General features: G+C 59.1%; 25 protein-coding genes. 12 read left to right on the top strand and 13 right to left on the bottom strand.

The features are described from left to right. The first annotated feature begins 10 nt into the window (after positions 1-10). Positions 11-1,273 carry an Hpt domain-containing protein gene (locus tag ACE3SE_RS04720; RefSeq protein WP_374554080.1) on the top strand — a complete coding sequence of 421 codons (1,263 nt, stop codon included), beginning with the start codon at positions 11-13 and terminating at the stop codon, positions 1,271-1,273. 83 nt (positions 1,274-1,356) lie between these two features. Further along, a complete protein-coding gene (locus ACE3SE_RS04715) occupies positions 1,357-2,883 on the top strand; it encodes a fumarate hydratase (protein ID WP_374554079.1) in 1,527 nt (508 codons plus the stop codon). Between the two features lie 75 nt (positions 2,884-2,958). Here ACE3SE_RS04715 and ACE3SE_RS04710 read toward each other — a convergent pair whose 3' ends face one another. After that, positions 2,959-3,486, bottom strand: a complete 528-nt coding sequence (locus ACE3SE_RS04710; RefSeq protein ID WP_374554078.1) for a cysteine hydrolase family protein — start codon at positions 3,484-3,486, stop codon at positions 2,959-2,961. Between the two features lie 120 nt (positions 3,487-3,606). On the opposite strand from ACE3SE_RS04710, the gene ACE3SE_RS04705 reads away from it, so the two are divergent. Next, on the top strand, positions 3,607-4,551 hold the full coding sequence (locus ACE3SE_RS04705; protein ID WP_374554077.1) for a helix-turn-helix domain-containing protein: 945 nt from the start codon (positions 3,607-3,609) through the stop codon (positions 4,549-4,551). Here ACE3SE_RS04705 and ACE3SE_RS04700 read toward each other — a convergent pair whose 3' ends face one another. Next, the gene (locus ACE3SE_RS04700) at positions 4,552-5,442 is read right to left on the bottom strand and encodes a LysR family transcriptional regulator (RefSeq protein ID WP_045847432.1); all 891 of its coding nucleotides are present in this window, start codon (positions 5,440-5,442) and stop codon (positions 4,552-4,554) included. Between the two features lie 365 nt (positions 5,443-5,807). Between ACE3SE_RS04700 and ACE3SE_RS04695 the strand changes: the two genes are divergently transcribed. The 3 genes from ACE3SE_RS04695 (at position 5,808) to ACE3SE_RS04685 (ending at position 8,742) form a co-directional block, all read left to right on the top strand. Further along, positions 5,808-7,031, top strand: a complete 1,224-nt coding sequence (locus tag ACE3SE_RS04695) for a GGDEF domain-containing protein (protein ID WP_045847431.1) — start codon at positions 5,808-5,810, stop codon at positions 7,029-7,031. Positions 7,032-7,174: 143 nt separating this feature from the next. Beyond that, positions 7,175-8,053: an MBL fold metallo-hydrolase gene (locus tag ACE3SE_RS04690; protein WP_045847430.1), complete on the top strand. Its 879-nt coding sequence runs from the start codon at positions 7,175-7,177 to the stop codon at positions 8,051-8,053. Further along, positions 8,047-8,742, top strand: a complete 696-nt coding sequence (locus ACE3SE_RS04685; RefSeq protein WP_374554076.1) for a DsbA family protein — start codon at positions 8,047-8,049, stop codon at positions 8,740-8,742. Before ACE3SE_RS04690 ends, ACE3SE_RS04685 begins: the two co-directional genes overlap by 7 nt. Positions 8,743-8,784: 42 nt before the next feature. Here the strand turns inward: ACE3SE_RS04685 and ACE3SE_RS04680 are convergent, their stop codons facing one another. Further along, a complete protein-coding gene (locus tag ACE3SE_RS04680) occupies positions 8,785-9,933 on the bottom strand; it encodes a PP2C family protein-serine/threonine phosphatase (protein WP_374554075.1) in 1,149 nt (382 codons plus the stop codon). 198 nt (positions 9,934-10,131) lie between these two features. Here ACE3SE_RS04680 and ACE3SE_RS04675 point away from each other — a divergent pair, with 198 nt between their 5' ends. Both ACE3SE_RS04675 and ACE3SE_RS04670 read left to right on the top strand, forming a co-directional pair. Continuing rightward, complete coding sequence (locus ACE3SE_RS04675; RefSeq protein WP_374554074.1) at positions 10,132-10,584, top strand: YaiI/YqxD family protein; 453 nt, start codon at positions 10,132-10,134, stop codon at positions 10,582-10,584. Positions 10,585-10,872: 288 nt separating this feature from the next. Next, positions 10,873-11,625 carry a class I SAM-dependent methyltransferase gene (locus ACE3SE_RS04670; protein WP_374554073.1) on the top strand — a complete coding sequence of 251 codons (753 nt, stop codon included), beginning with the start codon at positions 10,873-10,875 and terminating at the stop codon, positions 11,623-11,625. Positions 11,626-11,837: 212 nt separating this feature from the next. Here the strand turns inward: ACE3SE_RS04670 and ACE3SE_RS04665 are convergent, their stop codons facing one another. Genes ACE3SE_RS04665 through tadA form a run of 3 tightly spaced genes read right to left on the bottom strand, consistent with a single transcriptional unit; the run spans position 11,838 to position 13,655 of the window. Further along, positions 11,838-12,251, bottom strand: coding sequence for a DUF2721 domain-containing protein (locus tag ACE3SE_RS04665; protein WP_045847426.1), 414 nt, complete (start codon positions 12,249-12,251; stop codon positions 11,838-11,840). A 5-nt stretch (positions 12,252-12,256) separates the two neighbouring features. Continuing rightward, positions 12,257-12,907 carry a L,D-transpeptidase family protein gene (locus ACE3SE_RS04660; protein WP_374554072.1) on the bottom strand — a complete coding sequence of 217 codons (651 nt, stop codon included), beginning with the start codon at positions 12,905-12,907 and terminating at the stop codon, positions 12,257-12,259. A 1-nt stretch (position 12,908) separates the two neighbouring features. Beyond that, complete coding sequence (tadA, locus tag ACE3SE_RS04655; protein WP_374554071.1) at positions 12,909-13,655, bottom strand: tRNA adenosine(34) deaminase TadA; 747 nt, start codon at positions 13,653-13,655, stop codon at positions 12,909-12,911. Positions 13,656-13,782: 127 nt separating this feature from the next. Between tadA and ACE3SE_RS04650 the strand changes: the two genes are divergently transcribed. Then, positions 13,783-14,697: a hypothetical protein gene (locus ACE3SE_RS04650; RefSeq protein ID WP_374554070.1), complete on the top strand. Its 915-nt coding sequence runs from the start codon at positions 13,783-13,785 to the stop codon at positions 14,695-14,697. A 40-nt stretch (positions 14,698-14,737) separates the two neighbouring features. On the opposite strand, the gene ACE3SE_RS04645 is transcribed toward ACE3SE_RS04650, so the two are convergent. The 3 genes from ACE3SE_RS04645 to ACE3SE_RS04635 are packed head-to-tail and all read right to left on the bottom strand — an operon-like array spanning position 14,738 to position 15,770. Next, complete coding sequence (locus ACE3SE_RS04645) at positions 14,738-15,016, bottom strand: hypothetical protein (protein ID WP_045847423.1); 279 nt, start codon at positions 15,014-15,016, stop codon at positions 14,738-14,740. A 1-nt stretch (position 15,017) separates the two neighbouring features. Beyond that, positions 15,018-15,404, bottom strand: coding sequence for a phage holin family protein (locus ACE3SE_RS04640; RefSeq protein WP_374554069.1), 387 nt, complete (start codon positions 15,402-15,404; stop codon positions 15,018-15,020). A 15-nt stretch (positions 15,405-15,419) separates the two neighbouring features. Beyond that, a complete protein-coding gene (locus ACE3SE_RS04635; protein WP_445290645.1) occupies positions 15,420-15,770 on the bottom strand; it encodes a DUF883 family protein in 351 nt (116 codons plus the stop codon). Between the two features lie 432 nt (positions 15,771-16,202). Here ACE3SE_RS04635 and ACE3SE_RS04630 point away from each other — a divergent pair, with 432 nt between their 5' ends. After that, positions 16,203-16,970 carry a glycosyltransferase family 2 protein gene (locus ACE3SE_RS04630; protein WP_131358541.1) on the top strand — a complete coding sequence of 256 codons (768 nt, stop codon included), beginning with the start codon at positions 16,203-16,205 and terminating at the stop codon, positions 16,968-16,970. Positions 16,971-17,057: 87 nt separating this feature from the next. Here the strand turns inward: ACE3SE_RS04630 and ACE3SE_RS04625 are convergent, their stop codons facing one another. From ACE3SE_RS04625 to smpB, 4 genes are all read right to left on the bottom strand, one after another. Beyond that, positions 17,058-17,426 (bottom strand): 50S ribosome-binding protein YggL, encoded by a 369-nt coding sequence (locus ACE3SE_RS04625; RefSeq protein ID WP_374554068.1) that lies wholly within the window; start codon positions 17,424-17,426, stop codon positions 17,058-17,060. Positions 17,427-17,657: 231 nt separating this feature from the next. Beyond that, the gene (gene guaA / locus ACE3SE_RS04620) at positions 17,658-19,235 is read right to left on the bottom strand and encodes a glutamine-hydrolyzing GMP synthase (protein ID WP_374554067.1); all 1,578 of its coding nucleotides are present in this window, start codon (positions 19,233-19,235) and stop codon (positions 17,658-17,660) included. 65 nt (positions 19,236-19,300) lie between these two features. Continuing rightward, positions 19,301-19,657: a hypothetical protein gene (locus ACE3SE_RS04615; RefSeq protein ID WP_045847418.1), complete on the bottom strand. Its 357-nt coding sequence runs from the start codon at positions 19,655-19,657 to the stop codon at positions 19,301-19,303. Beyond that, the gene (gene smpB, locus ACE3SE_RS04610; protein WP_045847417.1) at positions 19,654-20,109 is read right to left on the bottom strand and encodes an SsrA-binding protein SmpB; all 456 of its coding nucleotides are present in this window, start codon (positions 20,107-20,109) and stop codon (positions 19,654-19,656) included. Before smpB ends, ACE3SE_RS04615 begins: the two co-directional genes overlap by 4 nt. A gap of 178 nt (positions 20,110-20,287) precedes the next feature. Here smpB and ACE3SE_RS04605 point away from each other — a divergent pair, with 178 nt between their 5' ends. Next, positions 20,288-20,725: a type II toxin-antitoxin system RatA family toxin gene (locus tag ACE3SE_RS04605; RefSeq protein ID WP_045847416.1), complete on the top strand. Its 438-nt coding sequence runs from the start codon at positions 20,288-20,290 to the stop codon at positions 20,723-20,725. After that, positions 20,718-21,026 (top strand): RnfH family protein, encoded by a 309-nt coding sequence (locus ACE3SE_RS04600; RefSeq protein WP_045847415.1) that lies wholly within the window; start codon positions 20,718-20,720, stop codon positions 21,024-21,026. The genes ACE3SE_RS04605 and ACE3SE_RS04600 overlap by 8 nt, the downstream gene beginning before the upstream one ends. The last annotated feature ends 32 nt before the right edge of the window (positions 21,027-21,058 follow it).

Genomic DNA, 21,058 nt, shown 5'->3' with positions numbered 1-21,058 from the left:
GCCCGACCACGTGGCGACCACGTCTTTCCGCTTTCCCTTGCTGACGGCTTGTCGGCAGGGGCGTACTTCTCCCGGCAGCGTACAGGCCTTGCCGGAACTGCTGCGCCAGCTGCATCACTGTTTCCGCCTGCCATGCGAGCGCATGGGGGTGGAATTCCAGCTGGAACTCGACCCCGCGCTCAGCACGCCGCTGCTGCTGGATGCCATGCGTCTGCAAGCCCTGGTCCGCCATTGGCTGGCCGCAGCCCTGCAAGATGGCCAACTGCGACAAATCAGTTTGCGGGTGCAGCTCTTGGCCCAGCAACAAATGCAGCAGATCATCAGCCTTGAAGTCAGCACCGTGCGCCATGTGCCGCTGCCGGGCCGGGCCCCGCACGCACTTGCCCGGGCCCGCAAGCCGACAACAGCGGCTTTGTCATCTGCTGTTATCTGCCGGCAACTGGCGCGGCAGCTGGGTAGCCGCCAGCACTGCGAATACCAGGCTGATGGCCAGCAATACAGTGTGCTGCTGCATGCTCCGCTGGCTTCTCCCGGCATGCTGCCGCAGCCCTGGCAGTGGCCCATCCTGCTGCTGGAGCCGGATGCTGGCCGTGCGGCCGAACTTGCCGGGCAATGGCAGGTACTTGGCTATCCATTTGAAAGAGTGGACACCGCGACTGCTGCACGGCAGCGCTGGCAACAGGGCCCGCTGGCCTTGCTGCTGGTGAGCGAGCGGCAATGGCTGAACGCCAGTCTGGAACTGGCACAATCCATTCGCGAGTGCGAAGCCGCCGAACCATGGCGTGGCCATACGCCCTTGCTGCTGGCTGGGGCCGATCCTCTCTCGCTGAGCGCATCCGCTTTGCCCCTGCTGGATGCCAGCTTGCCATGGCCGCCGGATGACGACGCCTGGTTACGTGCGGTGACGGGCTGCCTGCCGGTGGCGCCTCCCGCGGCCATCCACTTGCCGGTACTGGACCGGCAGGTGCTGTTTGGCCTGAGCCAGGGGGACTGGGCGCTGGAGCTACCCTTGCTGCAGGATTTCGCCCGCGACAAGCAGGCCGATCTGCAGCAACTGCTGCAAGCCTGGCAGCGCTCTGACCAGCAAACCTTCATCCTGCTGGCCCATCGCATCAAGGGTGCCAGCCGCACGGTGGGCGCGGCAGCCATGGCCGACTGTGCCGCCCGGCTGGAAGCCGAAGCGCGTGCCGGGCTGTCTGCCGCCTGCATGTCCCAGGTGCTGGAGCTGGAACAGGCGCTGGACGACTTTGTCGATTATCTGCAGCACGGATGAGGGGAGCGGGCATGGCGCAATGCGGCACAAGCGCCTAAAATGTCCCGACAATTCCTAAAGCCCCTACGCTGGAGAGACCGCTCATGGCTGTTATCCGTCAGGATGATTTCATTCAAAGCATCGCCGATGCTTTTCAGTACATCAGTTGCTACCACCCCAAGGACTACATCGACGCCCTGTATCAGGCCTATCTGCATGAAGAAAGCCCAGCGGCCAAGGACGCCATGGCGCAGATCCTGATCAACAGCCGCATGTGTGCCGAAGGCCGTCGCCCCATCTGCCAGGATACCGGCATTGCCGTGGTGTTCCTGAAAGTGGGCATGAATGTGCAGTGGGACGCCACCCTGTCGGTACAGGAAATGGTCAACGAAGGCGTGCGCCGCGCTTACAACAACCCGGACAACAAGCTGCGCGCTTCCGTGCTGCTGGACCCGGCTGGCAAGCGTCAGAACAGCAAGGACAACACCCCGGCCGTGGTGCACTTCGAAATCGTCGAAGGCGATAGCGTGGAAGTGACCTGTGCGGCCAAGGGCGGTGGCTCGGAGAACAAGTCCAAGTTCTACGCGCTCAATCCGTCCGACAGCATTGTCGATTGGGTGATCAAGACCGTGCCCACCATGGGTGCCGGCTGGTGCCCGCCGGGCATCCTGGGTATCGGCATTGGCGGTACCCCGGAAAAAGCCATGCTGCTGGCCAAGGAAAGCCTGATGTCGCACGTGGACATTCACGAGCTGAAAGCCAAGGCTGACAGCGGTGCCGAACTGTCCCGCGTAGAACAGCTGCGCCTGGAAATCTTCGAAAAAGTGAACGCGCTGGGTATTGGCGCACAAGGCCTGGGCGGTCTCACCACCGTGCTGGACGTGAAGATTCTGGACTACCCGACCCACGCCGCCAGCCTGCCGGTGGCCATGATCCCCAACTGCGCCGCCACCCGTCACATCCATTTCCATCTGGATGGCAGCGGCCCGGCCCATCTGGCTCCACCCAGCCTGGAAGACTGGCCGGAAATCACTTACGACACCAGCAATGGCAAGCGCGTGGATCTGGACAAGATCACCAAGGAAGAAGTGGCCAGCTGGCAGCCGGGTGATGTACTGCTGCTCAACGGCAAGATCCTCACCGGTCGTGATGCCGCGCACAAGCGCATGGTGGACATGCTGAACAAGGGCGAGGCGCTGCCGGTGGACTTCACCAACCGCTTCATCTACTACGTAGGCCCGGTTGATCCGGTGCGTGACGAAGTGGTTGGCCCGGCCGGCCCCACCACTGCCACCCGCATGGACAAGTTCACCCGCCAGATGCTGGAACAGACCGGCTTGCTCGGCATGATCGGCAAGGCCGAACGTGGCCCGGCTGCCATCGAAGCCATCAAGGACAACAAGGCGGTATACCTGATGGCGGTGGGCGGTTCGGCTTACCTGGTGTCCAAGGCCATCAAGGCCTCCAAGGTGGTAGGTTTTGCCGACCTGGGCATGGAAGCCATCTACGAGTTCGAAGTAAAAGACATGCCGGTAACGGTAGCGGTCGATTCCAACGGTATCTCGGTACACAACACCGGCCCGGCGGAATGGCGCGTCAAGATTGGCAAGATTCCGGTCAACAAGGCCTGAGCCTGAACCGGCATCGCTGCAAGCAGAAACCCGCCATCCGGCGGGTTTTTTCATTTGCGCTCCAGCCCGGCAGCTTCAGGCCAATGCCTGTGCCGCCGTGGGCAGTGGCACGCGGATGGACAGGGCGTTGAGTGCGATGGCATGCAGCATCTGGTCCACCGTGGTGCAGCAGTCGGCCAGCACGGCGACTTTATACTTGTCGGCAGCGCGCGACAGGGCGGTATGGGTGACGCAGTTTTGCGTCATCATGCCGCACAGCAGCAGCTGGCGGATGCCCAGTTCATCCAGCGTGGCTTGCAGGCTGGTTTCATGAAAGCTGTCGGCCGCCCGTTTCACTACCACCGGAGCATGCGGTGCGGCGGCCAGAATGCGCGGGTGCAGGGCAACGCCTGCGCTGCCGGCATTGAAGAAGGGGGCGATACCCTTGCTGCTGTCCGCTACGTGTTGCACCAGAATCACCGGCATGTCCAGTGCATGTGCCCGCTCGATGGCGGCCACGCAGTTATCCAGTACTGCTTCGCTGTTCCACAGCGGGTATTTGCCGTCGGGGAAATAGTCGTTTTGCAGGTCGATGACGATGAGTGCGCGTTGTGTGTGCGGCATGATGTGCTCCGGTTGTGGCTGAAGGTGCAGCCATTATCGGTAGTCACTGCGTTGGGAAAAAGTGGCCCGATTGCCAGAATGCGTTAAGATCGGGCCAATTCCACCAGCCGGAAATGCCCCATGTCACCTCCCGTCATTGCCGTACTGGCATTCCAGCACATCAGCCCGTTTCATCTGTCGGTGCCCTGTGTGGTGTTTGGCGATGCGCATCCGGACATGCCGGCCTTCACCCTGCGTGTATGCGCAGTGGACGCCGGTCCCATCCGCACCTCGTCCGGTTTTTCCATTGCCTGCGATTACGGGCTGGAAGGGCTGGACGGCGCGGACATCATCATCCTGCCCAGCTGGCAGGTAGGCAGGCCGGTACCGGATGCGCTGGTGCAGGCCTTGCAGCAGGCGAGTCAGGCTGGCGTGCAGATAGTCGGCCTGTGCCTGGGAGCGTATGTGCTGGCCGAAGCCGGTTTGCTGGATGGTCGCAATGCCACCACCCACTGGGCGTATGCCGAGGACTTTGCCAGTCGTTACCCGCAAGTGCGGCTGGACCCGGCGGTGCTGTATGTGGAAGACGGGCCGCTGCTGACCTCCGCCGGTACCGCCGCCGGGCTGGATTGCTGCCTGCATCTGTTGCGTCAGCGTTATGGCGCGGAGCTGGCCAATGGCGTGGCCCGTCGGCTAGTGGTGCCGCCGCATCGGCAGGGCGGGCAGGCGCAGTTCATTGCCCAGCCGTTGCCAGTGTCGGCCGGTGATGCCCGGCTGGCGGCCTTGCTTGACTGGGTACGGGCCAATCTGGCCCAGACCCATACCCTGGATAGCCTGGCTGCCCGCATGGCCATGAGCCGCCGCAGCTTTACCCGGCATTTTCGCCAGCTTACCGGCAGCACGGTGGGGCAGTGGCTGGTGAGCGAGCGCCTGCGCTACAGCCAGCGTTTGCTGGAAAGTGCCGAATACAGTGTGGAGCAGGTGGCGGCACTGGCCGGTTTCGGCTCTGCCGCTGCCTTGCGCCATCATTTCCGCCTGCATTACGGCGTATCACCCATGCAGTGGCAGCAGAATTTCCAGGCCTGATCAGCACTGGGTCTGGCTGAAATGCTGCTGCAGGAAGTCCAGCAGGCTGCGCATGGCCAGCGGTAACTGGCGGCGCGAGGGGTAGAGTGCGTGAATGCCCATGCTGGCGGGCTGCCAGTCTGGCAGAACGGCAATCAGCTCGCCTTGTGCCAGCAAGTCCTGCACCAGATACAAGGGCTGCATGGCCAGCCCGGCACCATGGCGGCAGGCTTGCAGCAGTGCCATTGTTTCATTGGCACTCAGCCGTGCATTGACCCGGACCACCTCTTCCTTGTTGTCGCGATACAAGCGCCATTCGCTGCGGCCGACGCGGCTATGGCTCAGGCAGTGGTGCTCCCGGAGGTCCGCCGGTTGTTGCGGCTGGCCGTAACGTGCCAGATAGGCCGGTGATGCCACGATGACCGAATGGCATTCGGCCAGCCGGCGGGCGATCAGGCCCGGTTCCGGGTCGTTGGTGATGCGGATGGCCAGATCTATGCCTTCCTCGATCAGGTTCACCGCGCGGTCGCCCAGTTGCAGGTCGATACGCAGTTGCGGGTGGCGGCTCATGAAGTCGGTGATGGCAGGAGCCAGTTGTGCCATGCCGAATGACATGCTGGTGGTGATGCGCAACTGGCCGCGCAACTGGCCATCACGCAGCCCCACTTCCTCGCGGGTCTGGGCTGCCAGTTCCAGCATTTGCTGGCAATGGGCGAGGCAACTGTTGCCAGCATCGGTCAGGGTTACGCTGCGGGTGGAACGTTGCAGCAGGCGTGCGCCAAGCCAGTCTTCCAGTTCGGCGATATGCCGGGTCACCATGGCGCGGGACAGGTCCAGCTCCCGGCTGGCCGCCGTGAAACTGCCCCGGCGTGCCACTTCGACAAAAACCTGCATGGCCGTCAGTCTGTCCATCGTCTTCCTTGCATGTGTGCCGGAGCTCCGGCAGTAAAAGTGCGACATGATATGCTGTGGCAAAGCCATCATGCCATCAGGGTATCTGGTGGAAATGTGCCGGCAAACGCCATGTTTTCGCGTTTAATGCCATGACTGTCGGCTTTTCCTGCATATGTCATCGAAAATCGGCAGCTTGGTTTTACACGGATTTACCGGGCCGGTTTTTCGTTATACTTTTGTATGACTTACAAATCAGCACATTTTTCTATTCTGTTTGCAAGCACTGTTTTTAATGCATGCCTGGCCGGGCAGGCAGAGAACCTTCTCATGACTGATGCCCTACGCATCCTCCTTTGTCGGCAGACCGCACCTGGAGTGACAGCATGACCGATCACCCCGCATCCCGTCTTGAGCAAGAGCTGGCTGCAGCCGAGAAGCAGCCATGGTTCCAGCTGCGTTTTCTCCCTGCGCTGGAGCAGTCTTTCCAGTCCTCTACGTTTGATCAGCGCATGCGCCGCTATCGCGTATTCGGTGCGCTGGGCATTGTGGTGTTCATGTTGTACGGCCTGATCGACAAATATTATCTGGCCGATGTCTACGGCCAAATCTGGATGTGGCGCTGGCTGATTTTGCCAGCTATCGGCGTGGCGTCCATCATCAGCAGTTTTTGTCCGCCTTTACGCCGCTGGTACGAATACACGGTCGTGATTGCCGGTACGGCCTTTGTGCTGGGGCTGATCTGGTTTTTTTCGCTCAGCCGCATGCCCACCGCCCAGCATTACTATGGCGGGGTGATGCTGTGCCTGGTATTCCTGATGTTCGGTCTGCGCATCCCGTTCCGGCTGGCCTGTTACAGCAGCGTGGTCAGCCTGCTCTACCTTGGCTGGGTGCTGGTGGACTGGCCATTTCTCGAACAAAGCACCCGCTCGCTGATTTTCATCCTGGTGATTTCCTGTGTCTTGCTGGGTTTGCTGGGCCTGTTCCAGCTGGAAAAGGAAGCGCGTCGCAGCTATGTGCTGTCCCTGCAGTTGCAGCGCGATCATCGCCAGTTGCAGCAGGGTTTCCGCTATTTGCAGCAATTATCCAGCGCTGACGGCCTCACCGGCCTGCACAACCGGCGCTATTTTGACCAGCAGCTGCAAGCCGTATGGGATGCACGGCTGCGGCAGAAGTCGGACATCGCGCTGCTGTTTTTCGATGTCGATTATTTCAAGAAATACAACGACAGCCAGGGACACCAGATGGGCGACGATGCGCTGATCCAGGTCGCCCGGGTGATTGGCAGGCATGCCGATGCCAGCCAGGGTTGCGCGGCGCGCTATGGTGGCGAGGAGTTCGTCTTGCTGCTGTCTGCCTGCAATTTGCGTCAGGCAGGCCAATTGGCCGAGCAGATCCGTCAGGATGTCGAAGCGCTGGCCTTGCCCCATCCCACCTCGCAGTGCGGCCATGTGGTCACCATCAGCATCGGTCTGGCGGTGGCTCACTCCAGCATCAGCCAGAAACCGGAGTGGCTGGTACGCACGGCAGATGCCGCCCTGTATCAGGCCAAAAAACAGGGACGCAATTGCATCGTCACCATGCACTCCTGTCAGCCACTGCCAGGGTGAAGCACGAGACCGAATCAGTTGATTAGTCTGTTTAATGAAACAATGTTGCCCGGTTTGATGGATTTATCTGTCTTTATCCAGACGCTAAAGTACGAGCCATCATTCATCACGCACCGTCACTGGCGGTGCTAGCGGAGCACATCATGGCACGTCACACCACACTCTTCTTGTCTCTTTCCCTGTTTGCCGGCTTGTCTGCCAGCCTTGCCCAGGCCGCCGAACCGTTGCAATTGTCGGTTTATCAGGCCGATGACAACAGCTTCAATGTCACCTCGGTACTGGTCAGCGGCCAGCATGATGCCGTGTTGATCGATACCGGTTTCACCCGCGCCGATGCCTACCGCATTGCCGCCCGCATTCTGGATAGCGGCAAGCAGCTGAAGGCCATTTACATCAGCCAGGCCGACCCTGACTATTATTTTGGCGCCACCACCCTCAAGCAGATTTTCCCCAAGGCAGAGCTGCTGGCTGCTGCGCCCACACTGGCGCGTATAGAGGCCAATGTGGCCGGCAAGGTAGCATTCTGGGGGCCGAAAATGGGTGATAATGCGCCGTCCACGCCGCTGACCCTGCCGCATGCCCTCAAGGACTCCCGGCTGATGCTGGAAGGGCAGAGCCTGGAAGTGCGCGGCAGCACGGGTGTGCTGGCACACCGCGGCTATGTATGGATTCCTTCCATTCGCGCCATCGTGGGCAATGTCGGTGTGGTGTCCGGCCTGCATGTATGGACGGCTGATACCCAGCGCAAGGAAGAGCGTCAGGCCTGGCTGGCCCAGCTGGATGAAATGGAAGCCTTGCAGCCGAAACAGGTGATACCCGGCCACATGGCCGCCAATGCACCCACCGGCCTTGCCAGCATCCGCTTCACCCGCAGTTATTTGCAGCAGTTTGAACAGAATCTGGCCCTGTCAGGCAATAGTGGCGAGTTGATCCAGCGCATGCAGCAGGCCTTCCCGCAAGCCGGTGAAGCCATGTCGCTGGAAATCGGTGCCAAGGTCAACAAAGGTGAAATGAAATGGTAACTGCCACCCTGCATTACATTTACGACCCGCTATGCGGTTGGTGCTATGCCGCTTCGCCACTATTGCAGGCGGCGGCCAGTCTGCCCGGCCTTGATATGCAGTTGCATGCGGGCGGTATGATGAGTGGTAGCCGCCGTCAGGCGGTTACCCCGGCGCTGCGCGACTACGTCATGCCCCACGACCAGCGCATCGCCAGTCTTACCGGCCTGCCGTTTGGTCAGGACTATTTCGATGGCCTGTTGCGGGATGAAACGGCAGTGTTTGATTCGACGCCGCCGATTGCCGCCATCCTGTTGGCCGCACAACTGGGCCTGCCGGCCTTGGCCATGTTGTCGGTGTTGCAGCGTGCTCATTACCAGCGCGGACTGCGCATTGCCGACCCGGCCGTGCTGGCCCGGCTTGCCGGTGAACAAGGGCTGGATGCCGCCGTATTTGCTGCCCGGCTGGGTGAGGCAATGCATCTGGCAGAAGCCCATATCCAGACCAGCCGCAGCCTGATGCAGCAATATCGTGTACAGGGTTTCCCCAGCCTGTTGCTGGAGCGGGACGGACAATGGCAGCGCGTGGATGTGTCGCCGTGGCTGGGGCAGCCGCAGGCCTTTGCTGCCGCCTTGCAGCAGGAATTATTGCCTGCGGCAGAAGCAGCTGGCCCGGCTTGTCCGGTCGATGGGTGTCAGCTGCCAGGCTGACTTCCAGACCGGGCGGGCAGTCAGCAAGGGTGGTGCGCCCGCTCAGGCGCAGCGTACCACCACCAGCGAAATGTCATCGTGGTTTTCATTCCCGGCCAGATGCCGGTTGACTGCCTGGGTGATGGCGCCCTGAATGTCCAGCGAACCCGCTTCGCGTATGGCTTGCAGCACACCATCCAGCCCCAACGGTTCCTTGTCGGGGTTGCTCGCTTCGGTGACGCCATCCGAGCACACCACCAGTGCGCCTCCCTCCTGCCAGCTGAAATAATCCAGCGTGGATTCGAAATCGCTGTCCGGCAAAATACCCAGCGGTGGCGAGCGCGAAATAAAGCTTTTCTTCACCTCGCCATCGCGGTCCACATACATTGCACAGGGAATGCCACCGTTCCACACCGCAATGCGGCGCAGCTGGTAGTCCACTTCAATCAAGGCGGCAGCAACAAAGCGTCCAATCGGCAAAATGGTGTGCAGCTTGCGATTGATGGTGCGGGCTATTTCCTGCACCGGCAGATTGCGGTCGCACATGGCAAAGAAGGTATCCACCGCGGGTAAACCGCAAATGGCTGCTGCCAGCCCGTGGCCGGTGCTGTCTGCCAGCATGATGCGGTCCAGCCCCGGGCGGCTGCGGCGGATGCAGATGGTATCGCCGCTGAAGTTCATTGCAGGACGTTGCCACTGCTGGATATTGGGCGGAGTCTGCTCGGCGCGGCGGGTAAACCGGTCCAGCACCATCTGGGCAAACATCTGCTCTTGTTCGTTGATGCGGTAATACGCTTCCAGCCGCTCACTGTCATGCGCAATGCGCTGTTGCATTTCAGAGATGCGAATCAGCACATGCAGCTTGGCGGTGAGGATATCCAGGTCAATCGGCTTGGTGAGATAGTCATCCGCCCCCATGGTCAGGCCGCGCAGCAACTGGCTGCGATCGGACAAGGAAGTGAGGAAGATGATGGGAATCCAGTGCTCGCCCAGTAGCTGGCGGATGGCGCTGGTGGCGGCAAAGCCATCCATCACCGGCATGGTGACATCCATGAAAATCACGTCAGGCCGCTGCTGGATGCAGTAATCCACTGCCTCCTGGCCATTGCATACGGCCACGGCGGTATGGCCCAGCAGCCGGATGTAATCAATCAGGATCTGACGGGATGTCGGGCTGTCTTCCGCAACCAGAATGGTCAGCGCGCGGGTCATTCAACAAACCTTGTGGGGGAAAGGGCAGGGCACGGCGCTGCCTGTGACATAAGCGGTCGCATGTCCAGCTACTATAGAGCGCTCCGGCAGTTTATGCCATTAGCTTGGCAATGATTCCGCAAACTTTAACAAACAACGTGGGCAGATCGGCATGACTGTTGTAGGCTTGCCGCACTATTTTCAACTGGAGCGATGTTGATGACCATCTGGGTTGATGCGGATGCCTGCCCGGCTGTGGTGCGTGACATCATCTGCCGGGCGGCCCAGCGTACCGCCAGGAACGCGGTATTCGTGGCCAATCGCATGACGGCCCTGCCTGCCAGCCCTTACTTGCGCGCCATCGTGGTTGCCAAGGGCTTTGATGTGGCCGATGCCGAAATCGCCAGACAGTGTGAGGCGGGCGATCTGCTGGTGAGTGCGGATATTGCACTGGTCGCGCAGGTACTGGCCAAAGGCGCTGCTGCCATCAATTTCCGTGGAGAACCCTTCTCTGCGGACACCATAGAAGGACAACTCACCATGCGTGATTTCATGGATACCTTGCGAGCCAGCGGTATTCAGAGTGGTGGTCCCCCGCCTTTTAGCCAGGCCGATCGTCAGCAATTTGCTGCCAGACTGGACCGCTGGCTGGCTACCGGGCATACGGGCTGAATGCTGATGTCCAGCGTCACACGCGCAGTCGCGCATTGTCGTCCGTTGGTCACCCCACAAGTTTTGCATCCTACTGACGATAAAGAAGGCAGGCCTGCAGAACTGCTCCACCTTAAATGGCCATTACGATTACTTACTGATTGTTTTTAAATAATAATTTTAAATTGAAATAAATTCGTATCAGGCGTCGAGTGTGATGCTATTATCATATTCACCTTGCCTGCAAGGGGTGTTGCGGAATGGTCCGACGCACCGTTTAGCCGAGAGAGTGTTCATTTGAGCCCAATCATGGATACACGTGCCATCGCCACTTTCGATTTGCACTCCGAGCAATATGCGCGCTATCGCCCGCAATACCCGGACATGCTGTTTCGCTGGTTGCAGGCCTCAGTGTCGAATCATCACCGTGCCTGGGATTGCGCAACCGGAACCGGCCAGGCGGCGGGCAAGCTGGCCTTGCTGTTCGACCGTGTCGATGCTTGTGACATCAACCATAGCCAGTTGGAAGCGGCCGAGCGTGCTGCCAATGTGTTCTATCTGGAGTGCCCGGTCGAACAATCCCCTTACGGTGATGCCGTTTTCGACCTGATTACCGTAGCGCAGTCCCTGCACTGGTTTGATTTCTCCCGCTTCTGGCCGCAGGTGGAACGCACACTCAAGCCCGGTGGGGTATTTGCCGCCTGGGGCTACGACTGGTTCCAGGTGTCACCCGAAGTGGATGACGCCATGCGTTTTTTCCGGGCGGTGATCGAGCCGTTCTGGTCCAGCTGCAGTCAGTTGCTGTGGGATGGCTACCGGCATGTCGGCATGCCGCTGCCTGCGCTGGATACGCCGCGTTACCAGATCACCATGCAGTGGAATCTGGAACAACTGCTTGGCTATCTCCATACCTGGTCTGCCACCAAGCTGTGCGTACAGAGCCTGGGCAATCACGTGCTGAACGATGCGCGACAGCGTCTGGCGCGGGGCTGGGGAGACGCCGCCACCGTGCGGCGTGTGGTCATGCCGCTGCATTTCATTGCCGGACGCAAGCCGCTCTGACCTGGACAGTGCTGCTCGCTTCCATCAAGCAAACCGAGGGACTCTCGGAAGGCCGGGGCGGTGGGGATGGACGGGAAGGCTGCAGTATGGATCACTTCATGGCAAGGCCCGGTTTTGCCGGGTCCCGTGAAGTCCTGGCAAATCATTCTGTCAGCAGGCTGAAAAAAACCGGCACAGCCGGTTTTTTTACGTTCTGTGCCGACCGTGTGCCTTTACTGCTGGCGATGCGATTCCGCTTCCAGATCGGACAGCAGAATGTTCAAGGCATCCGAGGAACGCACCAGCTCCCACAGCGAGGTCGCCAGCGAGGCAATCATCAACAGCAGGCTGATGCCAAAGGATAGTTCGCCCAGCTGTTGCCAGCCGGTGTAAATCTGGAACATGGCCATAGTGCAGAGAAACAGGCTGCCTATGCCCAGAAATTGCATCCATTTGATCAGCTGGATACGGGTACGCAAATTGCCGATCTGCAACAGGATCTTGGGATTCTGTTCGGCTTTGTAATCGGTATACAGATTGCGGATGATGCTGGCCAGTCCGAGAAAACGGTTGGTATAGGCCAGCAACAGCAGCGAAATGGCAGGGAACAGCAGGGCCGGGGTGGTCAGGTTCAGTGCAGCATGCATGGTGTTCAGGAGTTCTCGTCTATCAAAACGTCGATGCCGTTGGGCGTTTGGTCAAACAGCTGGATGATGTCGGGATTTTTCATCCGGACACAACCCAGCGAGGTCGGGGTGCCAAAGGCAACATGTTCGCCCGCTCCATGCAGATAGATGGCGCGGTCGTAACTGTCTACATTACCACCCTGGTTCTTGCCCGGTTCATCACCGCATAACCACAGGATACGGGTCAGAATCCAGTCTTTTTCCGGATATTGCCGGTGCAGTTCCGCCGTGTATTTCCATGGGGTGACCCGCCGCCGGAAAATGATGGTGTTTTCCTCTGCGCCAGCACCCAGCTTGTCGCAGACATGGTGCCAGCCGCGCGGGGTCTGGTAGCTATTGCTCATTTCTCCTACGCCACGCCGGGCAGTGGAAACCAGATAATGTTGCTGCAGGCGACCCCATTCATCAAACAGGCTCAGACTTTGGCTGCGGATGCCAACCAGTATCCAGGGCTGGCCGTAATGGCGCATATTGGCACGGGTTGCTTGCAATGGCACAGCCTGCTGTTGCAGCACAAAGGCGGCATCAAGGCTGCCATCCGGTGGCAGGGCTTCCGCCTGTACCGGCAGCATGGCAGCGCTCGCCAGTAACAACACAGACAATAGATGGCGCATCATCTCATTCCCGCGCCTTGCGACGCGCAGCAAAAAAGCTGCTGAGCTGCTGGCTGCATTCTTCTTGCATCACGCCCCCCCAGATCGCGGTATGGTGATTTAGTTGCGGCAGGGAAAACAGGTTCAGCACACTGCCGGCTGCGCCGGTCTTGGGCTCGCTGGCACCATAAATCACCCGGGACAAGCGGGCTTGCAGAATGGCACCGCTGCACATGGCACAAGGTTCCAGTGTGACATACAGGTCGCAGCCGTCCAGTCGGTAATTACCCTCATGCAGCGCGGCCGCGCGCAAGGCTTGCATCTCGGCATGGGCGCTCGGGTCACAGCGGCCTGCCGGCTGGTTGAAGCCGCGGCCAATGATCTGGCCATTCTTCACCACGATGGCGCCTACCGGGACTTCCTGCTGTGCTGCAGCCAGCGTGGCCTGCGCCAGTGCCTGTTGCATGAAATGCTGGCAGGTAGCCGGGTCGGGCGGCATGGCAACCGGCGGATGTGCGGCCAGCTGTCGGCTCAGCTCCTGTTTGTCCCGCTCGGTCAACGCCGACCAGTGTATGCCGCGGGCTGCGGCTTCCAGCGCGAACAGCAAGCGTTTGGTGACGGTATGTCCTGCTGCCTTGAGTTGCAGAAAGGTCGAGACACTGCCTTGCTGCAGCAATTGATGCCGCGAGCAAATACCCATCTGTTGCAGCCACAGCACTGCCGCCGGGGGCAGGGGCGGTGTTGCAAGCGGGGAGTCTGGCAAGGTGGACATGGCAGGTGGCAGTGGTCAACGGAAACATCACTATTTTAGCCTGATCGCGCCGCAACTTCGTGATGGCTGTTTAAAGAAACGGCCAAAAATGCCGATAAATGCTGGTCACCATCTTGATACCCAGCCCATGTCCCTGCCTTCTGTCAGTGAATCCGGTATTGCCAGCTTGTGGTCCCGCGTGAACCGCCAGCAGTCAGGGCCTGCTGCCACCAGCCCGGCCATGAATACGACAGACGCCGCATCCGGCAGCACATCATCCGGTCCTGCAGTCTGGTCCGCTAGTGATCCGGCACGGCAGGCCGTCAGCCAGTCGCTGCATCAGGCACTGGCGCAGTGGCAACAACAGCAATCCAGCCAGCTCAAACAGGCGCAGCAACGCAAACAGAGCAATAGTCAGCCACTGGATGCCAACCGCATGGAAATGCTGAAGGAGAGAGTGAAAAACCTGCGGCAGATGCTCATGCTGGTAGGTAAGGACAAAGGTGGTTTGCGTGCGATTGCCCTGCAGTTGAAACAAATCACTGCCGAGTTGCGACAGATGGTGGCCAATGCCAGCGGGCAAGGGCAGGCGTCTGTCATGGAAGTAAGCGTCAATGTCACCAGCGGCGGCAGTGTCGCCAGCGATCAGACCGACCATGCCGCAGATCAGGCCGATTGTGCTGTTGCCAGTACCGATGATGCTGCCACGGCGGCATCAGACAGCAGTACAGTGGCACCATCGCAGGCGGCAATGGCGAGCACTGGCAGTGCAGGCAATCAGGGCTTGGGCGGCAATATGGAGTTACAGGCCTTGCTCAACAGCATCAAGGCCATTGCCCAGTGGCTGAAGCAGCGTAGCCAGCAGGGCCAGGATGAAGGGTTGAAAAAGTGGCTGAATGGCAGTCAGCAGGATCTGGCAGCCATCGACCATATGCTGGCAGGTGGAAGCAATAACGCTCCGGGTGAGTTGAGTGTGAGCATCCAGCTTGCCACGGGTGTTGATGCGGGAGAAAGCGCAACGTCAGATGCCGGTAGTGCCGGCAATGTAAATGTTCAGGCCTGAAACCATCTGCTGCAGACCGTCTTGCACATCAGCCAGGCGGTCAGCGTGCTGGCCAGAACTTGCTGGCCAATTTCCATAACAACATCAGCCGGGTACCACGGCGCAGCCAGCGGCGTAATGCTTCGGAAGGGAGCACTCCGGCCAGGGTGGACAGGATGCCGCCTAGACGTCCACCATCGGCAAAGGCCTTGAACCCTTCACCAGCCATGCCAAGCGGATGTTTGCGCAGCTGCTCCATTTCCAGGCTCAACTTCACGCGCAGGACTTCTCCCTTCATCAGCAGCAACTGTTTCTTGATGGCGCGATCCTGCGGTTTCATGTCAAAGCTTTCCGCTCAGGCTGTCCCAGTCCTTGCGGACTTCGGTCAGGGTTTCGGTAAAGGGGGAAGGGCTGCGTCGGGCGCGTTGGCGCAGCTGCCACAGCAGGGCCACGCCACCTCCTGTGCTGCACAGCATCAGGCCGCCCAGCAGCAAGGGACGCCAGCTGTCAGGAGTCAGCACCAGTACCAGCAGCAAGGCGGACAGCAGGCCCACCAGGAGCAGGATCAATGCCAGCCCGCCTAACAACAGGCTGAACAGCAAGGCGTCCTTTTGCTCATCCGCCTCAAGCACCAGTAGTTCAATACGGGTAAGCAGCAAGGAAAACACCCCGCCCAGCAGCGAACGCAAGCTGCCGGGGCGGGGCGGACGGGAAGAGTTGGCAGACATGCGGCAGTTGCGCGCTTAACGACGTGAAACCAGCATGCCCAGCAGGAAGCCTACGCCAGCGGCGATGCCAATGGATTTCCACGGGTTTTCGTGAACATAGTCGTCGGTTGCCTTGGCTGCCACCTTGGCCTTGCCGACCACCACTTTTTCGGCTTCCAGCAGGCGCGACTTGGCCAGACGGATATTTTCAGCCAGACGCTTGCGCAGTTCACGGCCTTTCTCGCCGCCTTCGTCACCCGCTGCACCCAGCAGGTCCTCGGTACTGGACAGTACCTGACGAACGTCATCCAGCAGTTGTTCTTTTTCCTGATTCAGTGCGGCATCGGACATGGTGATTTCCTCGATGAAATTGAAACGGGTAAACAAAATCAGACTGCAATGCGGAACGGATGGTTCCCTGCACAGATTACGCCCTTTGACCGTATCAGTGGAGCGACAGTCCGTCAAATGCAGGCGGTTTGGCTGATACTGCAGTGCAACACATCCGGTGAGCCAGAGGGCATCCATTCGGGATGAGATTGTACTTGTCAGCTCTGGCAGTCAATTGTCTGCGACCTTCCCTGCCATTCTCAGGCGTCAGGACAAGTTTGCTATGGATATCATTTGTTCTGCCTGCAGCTAATCGGGATAATACATCCCCAATTTCAGGCGGTTTTTCATTTGCATGCACATGGCAAGTGAAGCTGCCTGGTGATAACAAGCGTCAGCCTGTCCGTATGGCAAACCGAGCCCGTGTTGTTCGACCTGCGGAGAGGAGCTGGCACACTGGTTTGATGATTCCGATGGGACCAAGGCGGCATGACACCACTGTCCATTTATGTTCTGACTTTCAATAGCGAAAAATACTTGTCTGCCATCCTGCAGGCAGTTGCCCCTCTGGCCGACGATTTGCTGGTGGTGGATAGTGGCAGTTCCGATCAGACCGTGGCCATCGCCACACAGTGTGGTGCCCGGGTACTACATCGCCCGTTTGATGATTTTCGTCAGCAGCGTGATTTTGCCCAGCAACAATGCAGGCATGATCACGTGTTCTTTCTGGATAGTGACGAGATTCCCAGTCCCGAGCTGGTGGCTCACCTCCTGCAACTCAAGCAGAGCGGATTCCAGCACGATGCCTATGCAATCCAGCGTGACTGGATTGTAATGGGGCAGCAGGTGCACGCTTTATACCCGGTAGGTTGCCCGGATTTTCCGGTGCGCATTATCGAGAAAAACCGGGTGAGGCTTTCCGAGCAGGCTGTGCATGAGGATTTTGTCGGCTACCGCAGCCGTGGCCGGATTGAACTCCCCATCAAGCATCAAACTTTCCATTCCATGGACGAAATCAATCGCAAGCTGGAGCTGTATACCAATCTGGATGCCAGCGATCTGGCGCGCATGAGTAGCCGCAAGAACTTTGCCCTGCGTCAGTGGACCAGCCCAGTTGGAGCGTTTTTCAAATGGTATGTGAAGAGTGGTAACTGGAAGGATGGCCGGGTCGGGCTGATTCTGGGTGTGTATGCCGCCCGCTTTGCTCATCGCAAATACAAGAAGGCCTTGCAGATAAGACGTGAGACTGGTCTCTGAGTCCAACGCGTTGCGGGTGGATTCGAACATGACAAAGCCGGTCATTGACCGGCTTTGTCATGTCTGGGGTTCTGGGCTGGCAATGTTTCAGACTGCCTCGAACCAGCTGTCGTCATGCCAGGCATCCAGCAATTCGCTTACCTCCGCCCTGCCAACGGCAGGATAGGCACTGACCCAGGCGTGCAGACTGTCCCGTTGAGCCAGCGTGACACTGCCACTGGTGTAGGTGGTAATAAAGCCGCTGCTTTCATCGCCACCGTAAGTCAGCCCCAGTGCCTCGACTTGTTCAATCAGGGCTGCAACATACTGTTCCCGTGCGACTTCATCCAGAGGGGCCGCAAATTGCACGGACAAGGTAAAACCGAACTCGGTAAATTCACCTGCGTGGTGTTTCTTGCGCTGGCGTCGGTTCCAGTTGGCAAGGCGACGACGGGATGGGATGACGAGATAGTTCATTATTGACCTTTAATGGTGGCCAGGCAGCCATCTGTGGCTTCGGCAAAATGCAAGGATTGTCAGATTATAAAGAAAAAGCCCGGTTTCCTGGGCTCTGGATAACATGCTGGCTGTCCATATGCTGTCCAGGCAGCCTGCTGGGCAAGGTAGCGCAGCATGACACACTTCAAAGCTTGTTCTCTTGCTCAGCATTGCCTGCCTGGTGTGTAGCCAGCTGATATTTATCGGTTTTTATTCCCACTCAATCGTTGCCGGCGGTTTGCCCGATACATCGTAAACCACGCGGTTGATGCCGCGCACTTCGTTGATGATGCGGTTGGAAGCGCGGCCCAGCAGGGAGTACGGCAGCTCTGCCCAGTGGGCGGTCATGAAGTCGCTGGTGACTACGGCACGCAGGGCAACCACGTAGTCGTAGGTGCGGCCATCGCCCATCACGCCAACCGATTTCACTGGCAGGAACACGGCAAAGGCCTGGCTGGTGAGGTCGTACCAGTTTTTGCCGGTTTTCTCGTCCACGGTGTTGCGCAGCTCTTCAATGAAGATGGCGTCGGCCTGGCGCAGCAGGTCGGCGTATTCCATTTTCACTTCGCCAAGGATACGCACACCCAGGCCCGGGCCCGGGAAGGGGTGACGGTACACCATGTCGTGCGGCAGGCCCAGTGCCACGCCCAGTTGACGGACTTCGTCCTTGAACAGCTCGCGCAGCGGTTCCAGCAGCTTGAGGTTCATGTCTTCCGGCAGGCCGCCCACATTGTGGTGGCTCTTGATGGTGTGGGCCTTTTTGGTCTTGGCACCGGCGGACTCGATCACATCGGGGTAGATGGTGCCCTGGGCCAGCCACTTGGCATTGGTCAGCTTGTTGGATTCAGCCTGGAATACTTCCACGAACTCGCCGCCGATGATCTTGCGTTTCTTTTCCGGATCGGTTTCGCCGGCCAGCTTGCTCATGAACTGTTCGGTGGCATCCACGTGGATAACCTTCACGCCCAGGTTCTGCGCAAACATTTCCATCACCATCTTGCCTTCGTTCAGGCGCAGCAGGCCGTGATCAACGAAGACGCAGGTCAGTTGCGGGCCGATGGCGCGGTGAATCAGCGCAGCTGCAACCGAGCTGTCCACACCACCGGACAGGCCGAGGATGACTTCTTCATCGCCCACTTGCTCACGGATTTTCTTTACCGCTTCGTCGATGTAGTTGGGCATGGTCCAGCTGGGCTTGCAACCGGCCACGTGCAACACAAAGCGATGGATCATTTCGGTGCCGCGCTTGGTGTGGGTGACTTCCGGGTGGAATTGCACACCGTAGTAGCCACGGTCTTCATCGGCCATGGCGGCGATGGGGCAGGACGGGGTTTCGGCAATGACATGGAAGCCGGCCGGCAGGGCGGTAACCTTGTCGCCGTGGCTCATCCACACATCCAGGAAGCCGTTGCCGGCGTCGTCGATATGGTCTTGCAGGCCTTCCAGCAGTTTGGAGTGATGGCGGGCCTGGATCTGGGCGTAGCCGAATTCACGCTTGTCACCGGCTTCTACCTTGCCACCCAGGCTTTGCGCCATGAACTGCATGCCGTAGCAGATGCCCAGTACCGGGATGCCCAGTTCGAACAGGACCGGGTCTGCCTGGTAGTCGGATTCGTACACCGAGTTGGGGCCGCCGGACAGGATGATGGCCTTGGGGCCGAATGCACGGATTTCTTCAATCGGCATGTCAAACGAATGAAGCTCACAGTAGACGTGAGCTTCGCGTACGCGGCGGGCAATCAACTGGGTAACTTGAGAGCCGAAGTCGAGAATGAGGATCTTGTCCATGCCTGTCCTTGGTAGGTTCCGTTGGCCCGTGGGCCTGTCGTTCAATGAGTAAATGGTTTGCCGTTTCAGCGCAGGTCATGCTGGTCCGGCAGGGAGCGCCAGCGTGCGCTGCGCTCCGGAATTCGGTCGCTACGCGACAACAGCATCAGGAGACCGGCCAGTACCATGCCCAGCGACAACAGATGACTCAAGTGTAGTCCCATATTGTCACGCAGGTAGATGGCGGCTCCGGCATAGATCAGCAGCGGGCAGCTGACCAGGGTGGATTTGTTCAGGCCATCCAGCAAGCCCAGCAGCACGCCGGCAATGATCAGCAACAGTGCCAGCAGGGTACTGGTACTGGGCAGCAGCGCGGTGCTTTTCAGAAACCAGACCGCACCCAGGCAAATCAGTGCAATCGGCAGCGCGGCACTTTTTTTCATGCGCCACCTCGCTGGTTTTTCATCAGGCGCTGCTTTTCACGCTGCCATTCGCGGTCTTTTTCCGAGTCACGCTTGTCGTGCAGCTTCTTGCCCTTGGCCAGGCCAACCTGGGCCTTGATATTGCCTTTGCTGTAGTGCAGGTCCAGCGCCATCATGGTGTAGCCGGCACGTTCCACCTTGCCGATGAAACGGTTGATTTCGGATTGCGACATCAAGAGTTTGCGCGGGCGTACCGGGTCTGGCTTGACATGGGTGGAAGCGGACTGCAGGGCGGTGATATGGCAGCCAATCAGCCAGAAAGCGCCATTTTTCCAGTCGATATAGCTTTCTTTCAGCTGGATGCGTCCGGCACGGATGGCCTTGACCTCCCACCCTTCCAGCACAAGCCCGGCCTCGAGTTCTTCCTCGATGAAATAGTCATGGAAGGCTTTGCGGTTCTGGATGATGCTCATGCGCCTGAGGTTTCCGTGGCATTGAATGGGAATCGGCTATTCTACCAGAAGCTGGCCGCAGGCCAAAATTCCTGAAAATCAGCGGCTTGTCTGCTACATGAAGGCTGGGCCGGACAGGGCAGATGGCTTTTGGTAAACTGCTGGGCTTGAACCATTTTGCACAGTGTGCGCTTGTCCCATGCAGGTTGTTGAAAAGAAAGTTCTGGTTGCCCATACCCCGGCGCAAATGTTTGCGCTGGTGGACAAGGTAGAGAATTACCCGCGTTTTCTGCCCTGGTGTGCCAAGGCGGAGGAGCACTCACGTGAGGGTGATCAGCAGGTGGCCAGCCTGCATATCGATTACCTGAAAATCCGCCAGCATTTCACCACGCGCAATACCCTGCGTGATGGGGAGAGCATCCTGATGGAGCTGGTGGAAGGGCCTTTCCAGCATTTGCAGGGTTTGTGGCAGTTTACGCCCCTGGGGGATTTTGGCTGCAAGGTGGAGTTCAGCTTGCGTTACGAGTTTTCCAGCAAATTGCTGGAAAAAGTGATCGGCCCGGTGTTTGGCCATATTTCCGGTACGCTGGTGGATGCTTTCATCAAACATGCTGACAAGGTGTATGGCGATGACTGAGCGGTTTACGGTGGAGGTGGCCTGTGCCTTGCCGCAGCGGCAGTGCATCATGTCGCTGGAGGTGGCTGCGGGCTGTACTGCCATCGAGGCGGTGCAGCAGTCCGGCATACTGGCGCAGTTTTCCATGGTGGACAGCAACAATCTCAAGCTTGGTATCTTCAGCAAGGCCATCAAGCCGGACACGGTGTTGCGTGCCGGCGACCGGGTGGAAATCTATCGTCCCTTGCAGGCCGACCCGAAAGCAGTGCGTCGGCAGCGGGCTGAGGCGGGGAAGGGTATGAGCAAGGGCGGCGAAGAATGAAAAAACCGGGGATGTCCCCGGTTTTTTTTGGC

The organism is Aquitalea pelogenes (assembly GCF_041914625.1).
GTDB lineage: Bacteria > Pseudomonadota > Gammaproteobacteria > Burkholderiales > Chromobacteriaceae > Aquitalea > Aquitalea pelogenes.
This window is presented reverse-complemented; position numbering and strand designations above follow the sequence as displayed.

Excerpts from the sequence above, each read along its gene's own strand:
- ACE3SE_RS04715 (WP_374554079.1), top strand. The coding sequence starts at position 1,357 with ATGGCTGTTATCCGTCAGGATGATTTCATTCAAAGCATCGCCGATGCT.
- ACE3SE_RS04710 (WP_374554078.1), bottom strand. The coding sequence starts at position 3,486 with ATGCCGCACACACAACGCGCACTCATCGTCATCGACCTGCAAAACGAC.
- ACE3SE_RS04705 (WP_374554077.1), top strand. The coding sequence starts at position 3,607 with ATGTCACCTCCCGTCATTGCCGTACTGGCATTCCAGCACATCAGCCCG.
- ACE3SE_RS04700 (WP_045847432.1), bottom strand. The coding sequence starts at position 5,442 with ATGGACAGACTGACGGCCATGCAGGTTTTTGTCGAAGTGGCACGCCGG.
- ACE3SE_RS04695 (WP_045847431.1), top strand. The coding sequence starts at position 5,808 with ATGACCGATCACCCCGCATCCCGTCTTGAGCAAGAGCTGGCTGCAGCC.
- ACE3SE_RS04690 (WP_045847430.1), top strand. The coding sequence starts at position 7,175 with ATGGCACGTCACACCACACTCTTCTTGTCTCTTTCCCTGTTTGCCGGC.
- ACE3SE_RS04685 (WP_374554076.1), top strand. The coding sequence starts at position 8,047 with ATGGTAACTGCCACCCTGCATTACATTTACGACCCGCTATGCGGTTGG.
- ACE3SE_RS04680 (WP_374554075.1), bottom strand. The coding sequence starts at position 9,933 with ATGACCCGCGCGCTGACCATTCTGGTTGCGGAAGACAGCCCGACATCC.
- ACE3SE_RS04675 (WP_374554074.1), top strand. The coding sequence starts at position 10,132 with ATGACCATCTGGGTTGATGCGGATGCCTGCCCGGCTGTGGTGCGTGAC.
- ACE3SE_RS04670 (WP_374554073.1), top strand. The coding sequence starts at position 10,873 with ATGGATACACGTGCCATCGCCACTTTCGATTTGCACTCCGAGCAATAT.
- ACE3SE_RS04665 (WP_045847426.1), bottom strand. The coding sequence starts at position 12,251 with ATGCATGCTGCACTGAACCTGACCACCCCGGCCCTGCTGTTCCCTGCC.
- ACE3SE_RS04660 (WP_374554072.1), bottom strand. The coding sequence starts at position 12,907 with ATGATGCGCCATCTATTGTCTGTGTTGTTACTGGCGAGCGCTGCCATG.
- tadA (WP_374554071.1), bottom strand. The coding sequence starts at position 13,655 with ATGTCCACCTTGCCAGACTCCCCGCTTGCAACACCGCCCCTGCCCCCG.
- ACE3SE_RS04650 (WP_374554070.1), top strand. The coding sequence starts at position 13,783 with ATGTCCCTGCCTTCTGTCAGTGAATCCGGTATTGCCAGCTTGTGGTCC.
- ACE3SE_RS04645 (WP_045847423.1), bottom strand. The coding sequence starts at position 15,016 with ATGAAACCGCAGGATCGCGCCATCAAGAAACAGTTGCTGCTGATGAAG.
- ACE3SE_RS04640 (WP_374554069.1), bottom strand. The coding sequence starts at position 15,404 with ATGTCTGCCAACTCTTCCCGTCCGCCCCGCCCCGGCAGCTTGCGTTCG.
- ACE3SE_RS04630 (WP_131358541.1), top strand. The coding sequence starts at position 16,203 with ATGACACCACTGTCCATTTATGTTCTGACTTTCAATAGCGAAAAATAC.
- ACE3SE_RS04625 (WP_374554068.1), bottom strand. The coding sequence starts at position 17,426 with ATGAACTATCTCGTCATCCCATCCCGTCGTCGCCTTGCCAACTGGAAC.
- guaA (WP_374554067.1), bottom strand. The coding sequence starts at position 19,235 with ATGGACAAGATCCTCATTCTCGACTTCGGCTCTCAAGTTACCCAGTTG.
- ACE3SE_RS04615 (WP_045847418.1), bottom strand. The coding sequence starts at position 19,657 with ATGAAAAAAAGTGCCGCGCTGCCGATTGCACTGATTTGCCTGGGTGCG.
- smpB (WP_045847417.1), bottom strand. The coding sequence starts at position 20,109 with ATGAGCATCATCCAGAACCGCAAAGCCTTCCATGACTATTTCATCGAG.
- ACE3SE_RS04605 (WP_045847416.1), top strand. The coding sequence starts at position 20,288 with ATGCAGGTTGTTGAAAAGAAAGTTCTGGTTGCCCATACCCCGGCGCAA.
- ACE3SE_RS04600 (WP_045847415.1), top strand. The coding sequence starts at position 20,718 with ATGACTGAGCGGTTTACGGTGGAGGTGGCCTGTGCCTTGCCGCAGCGG.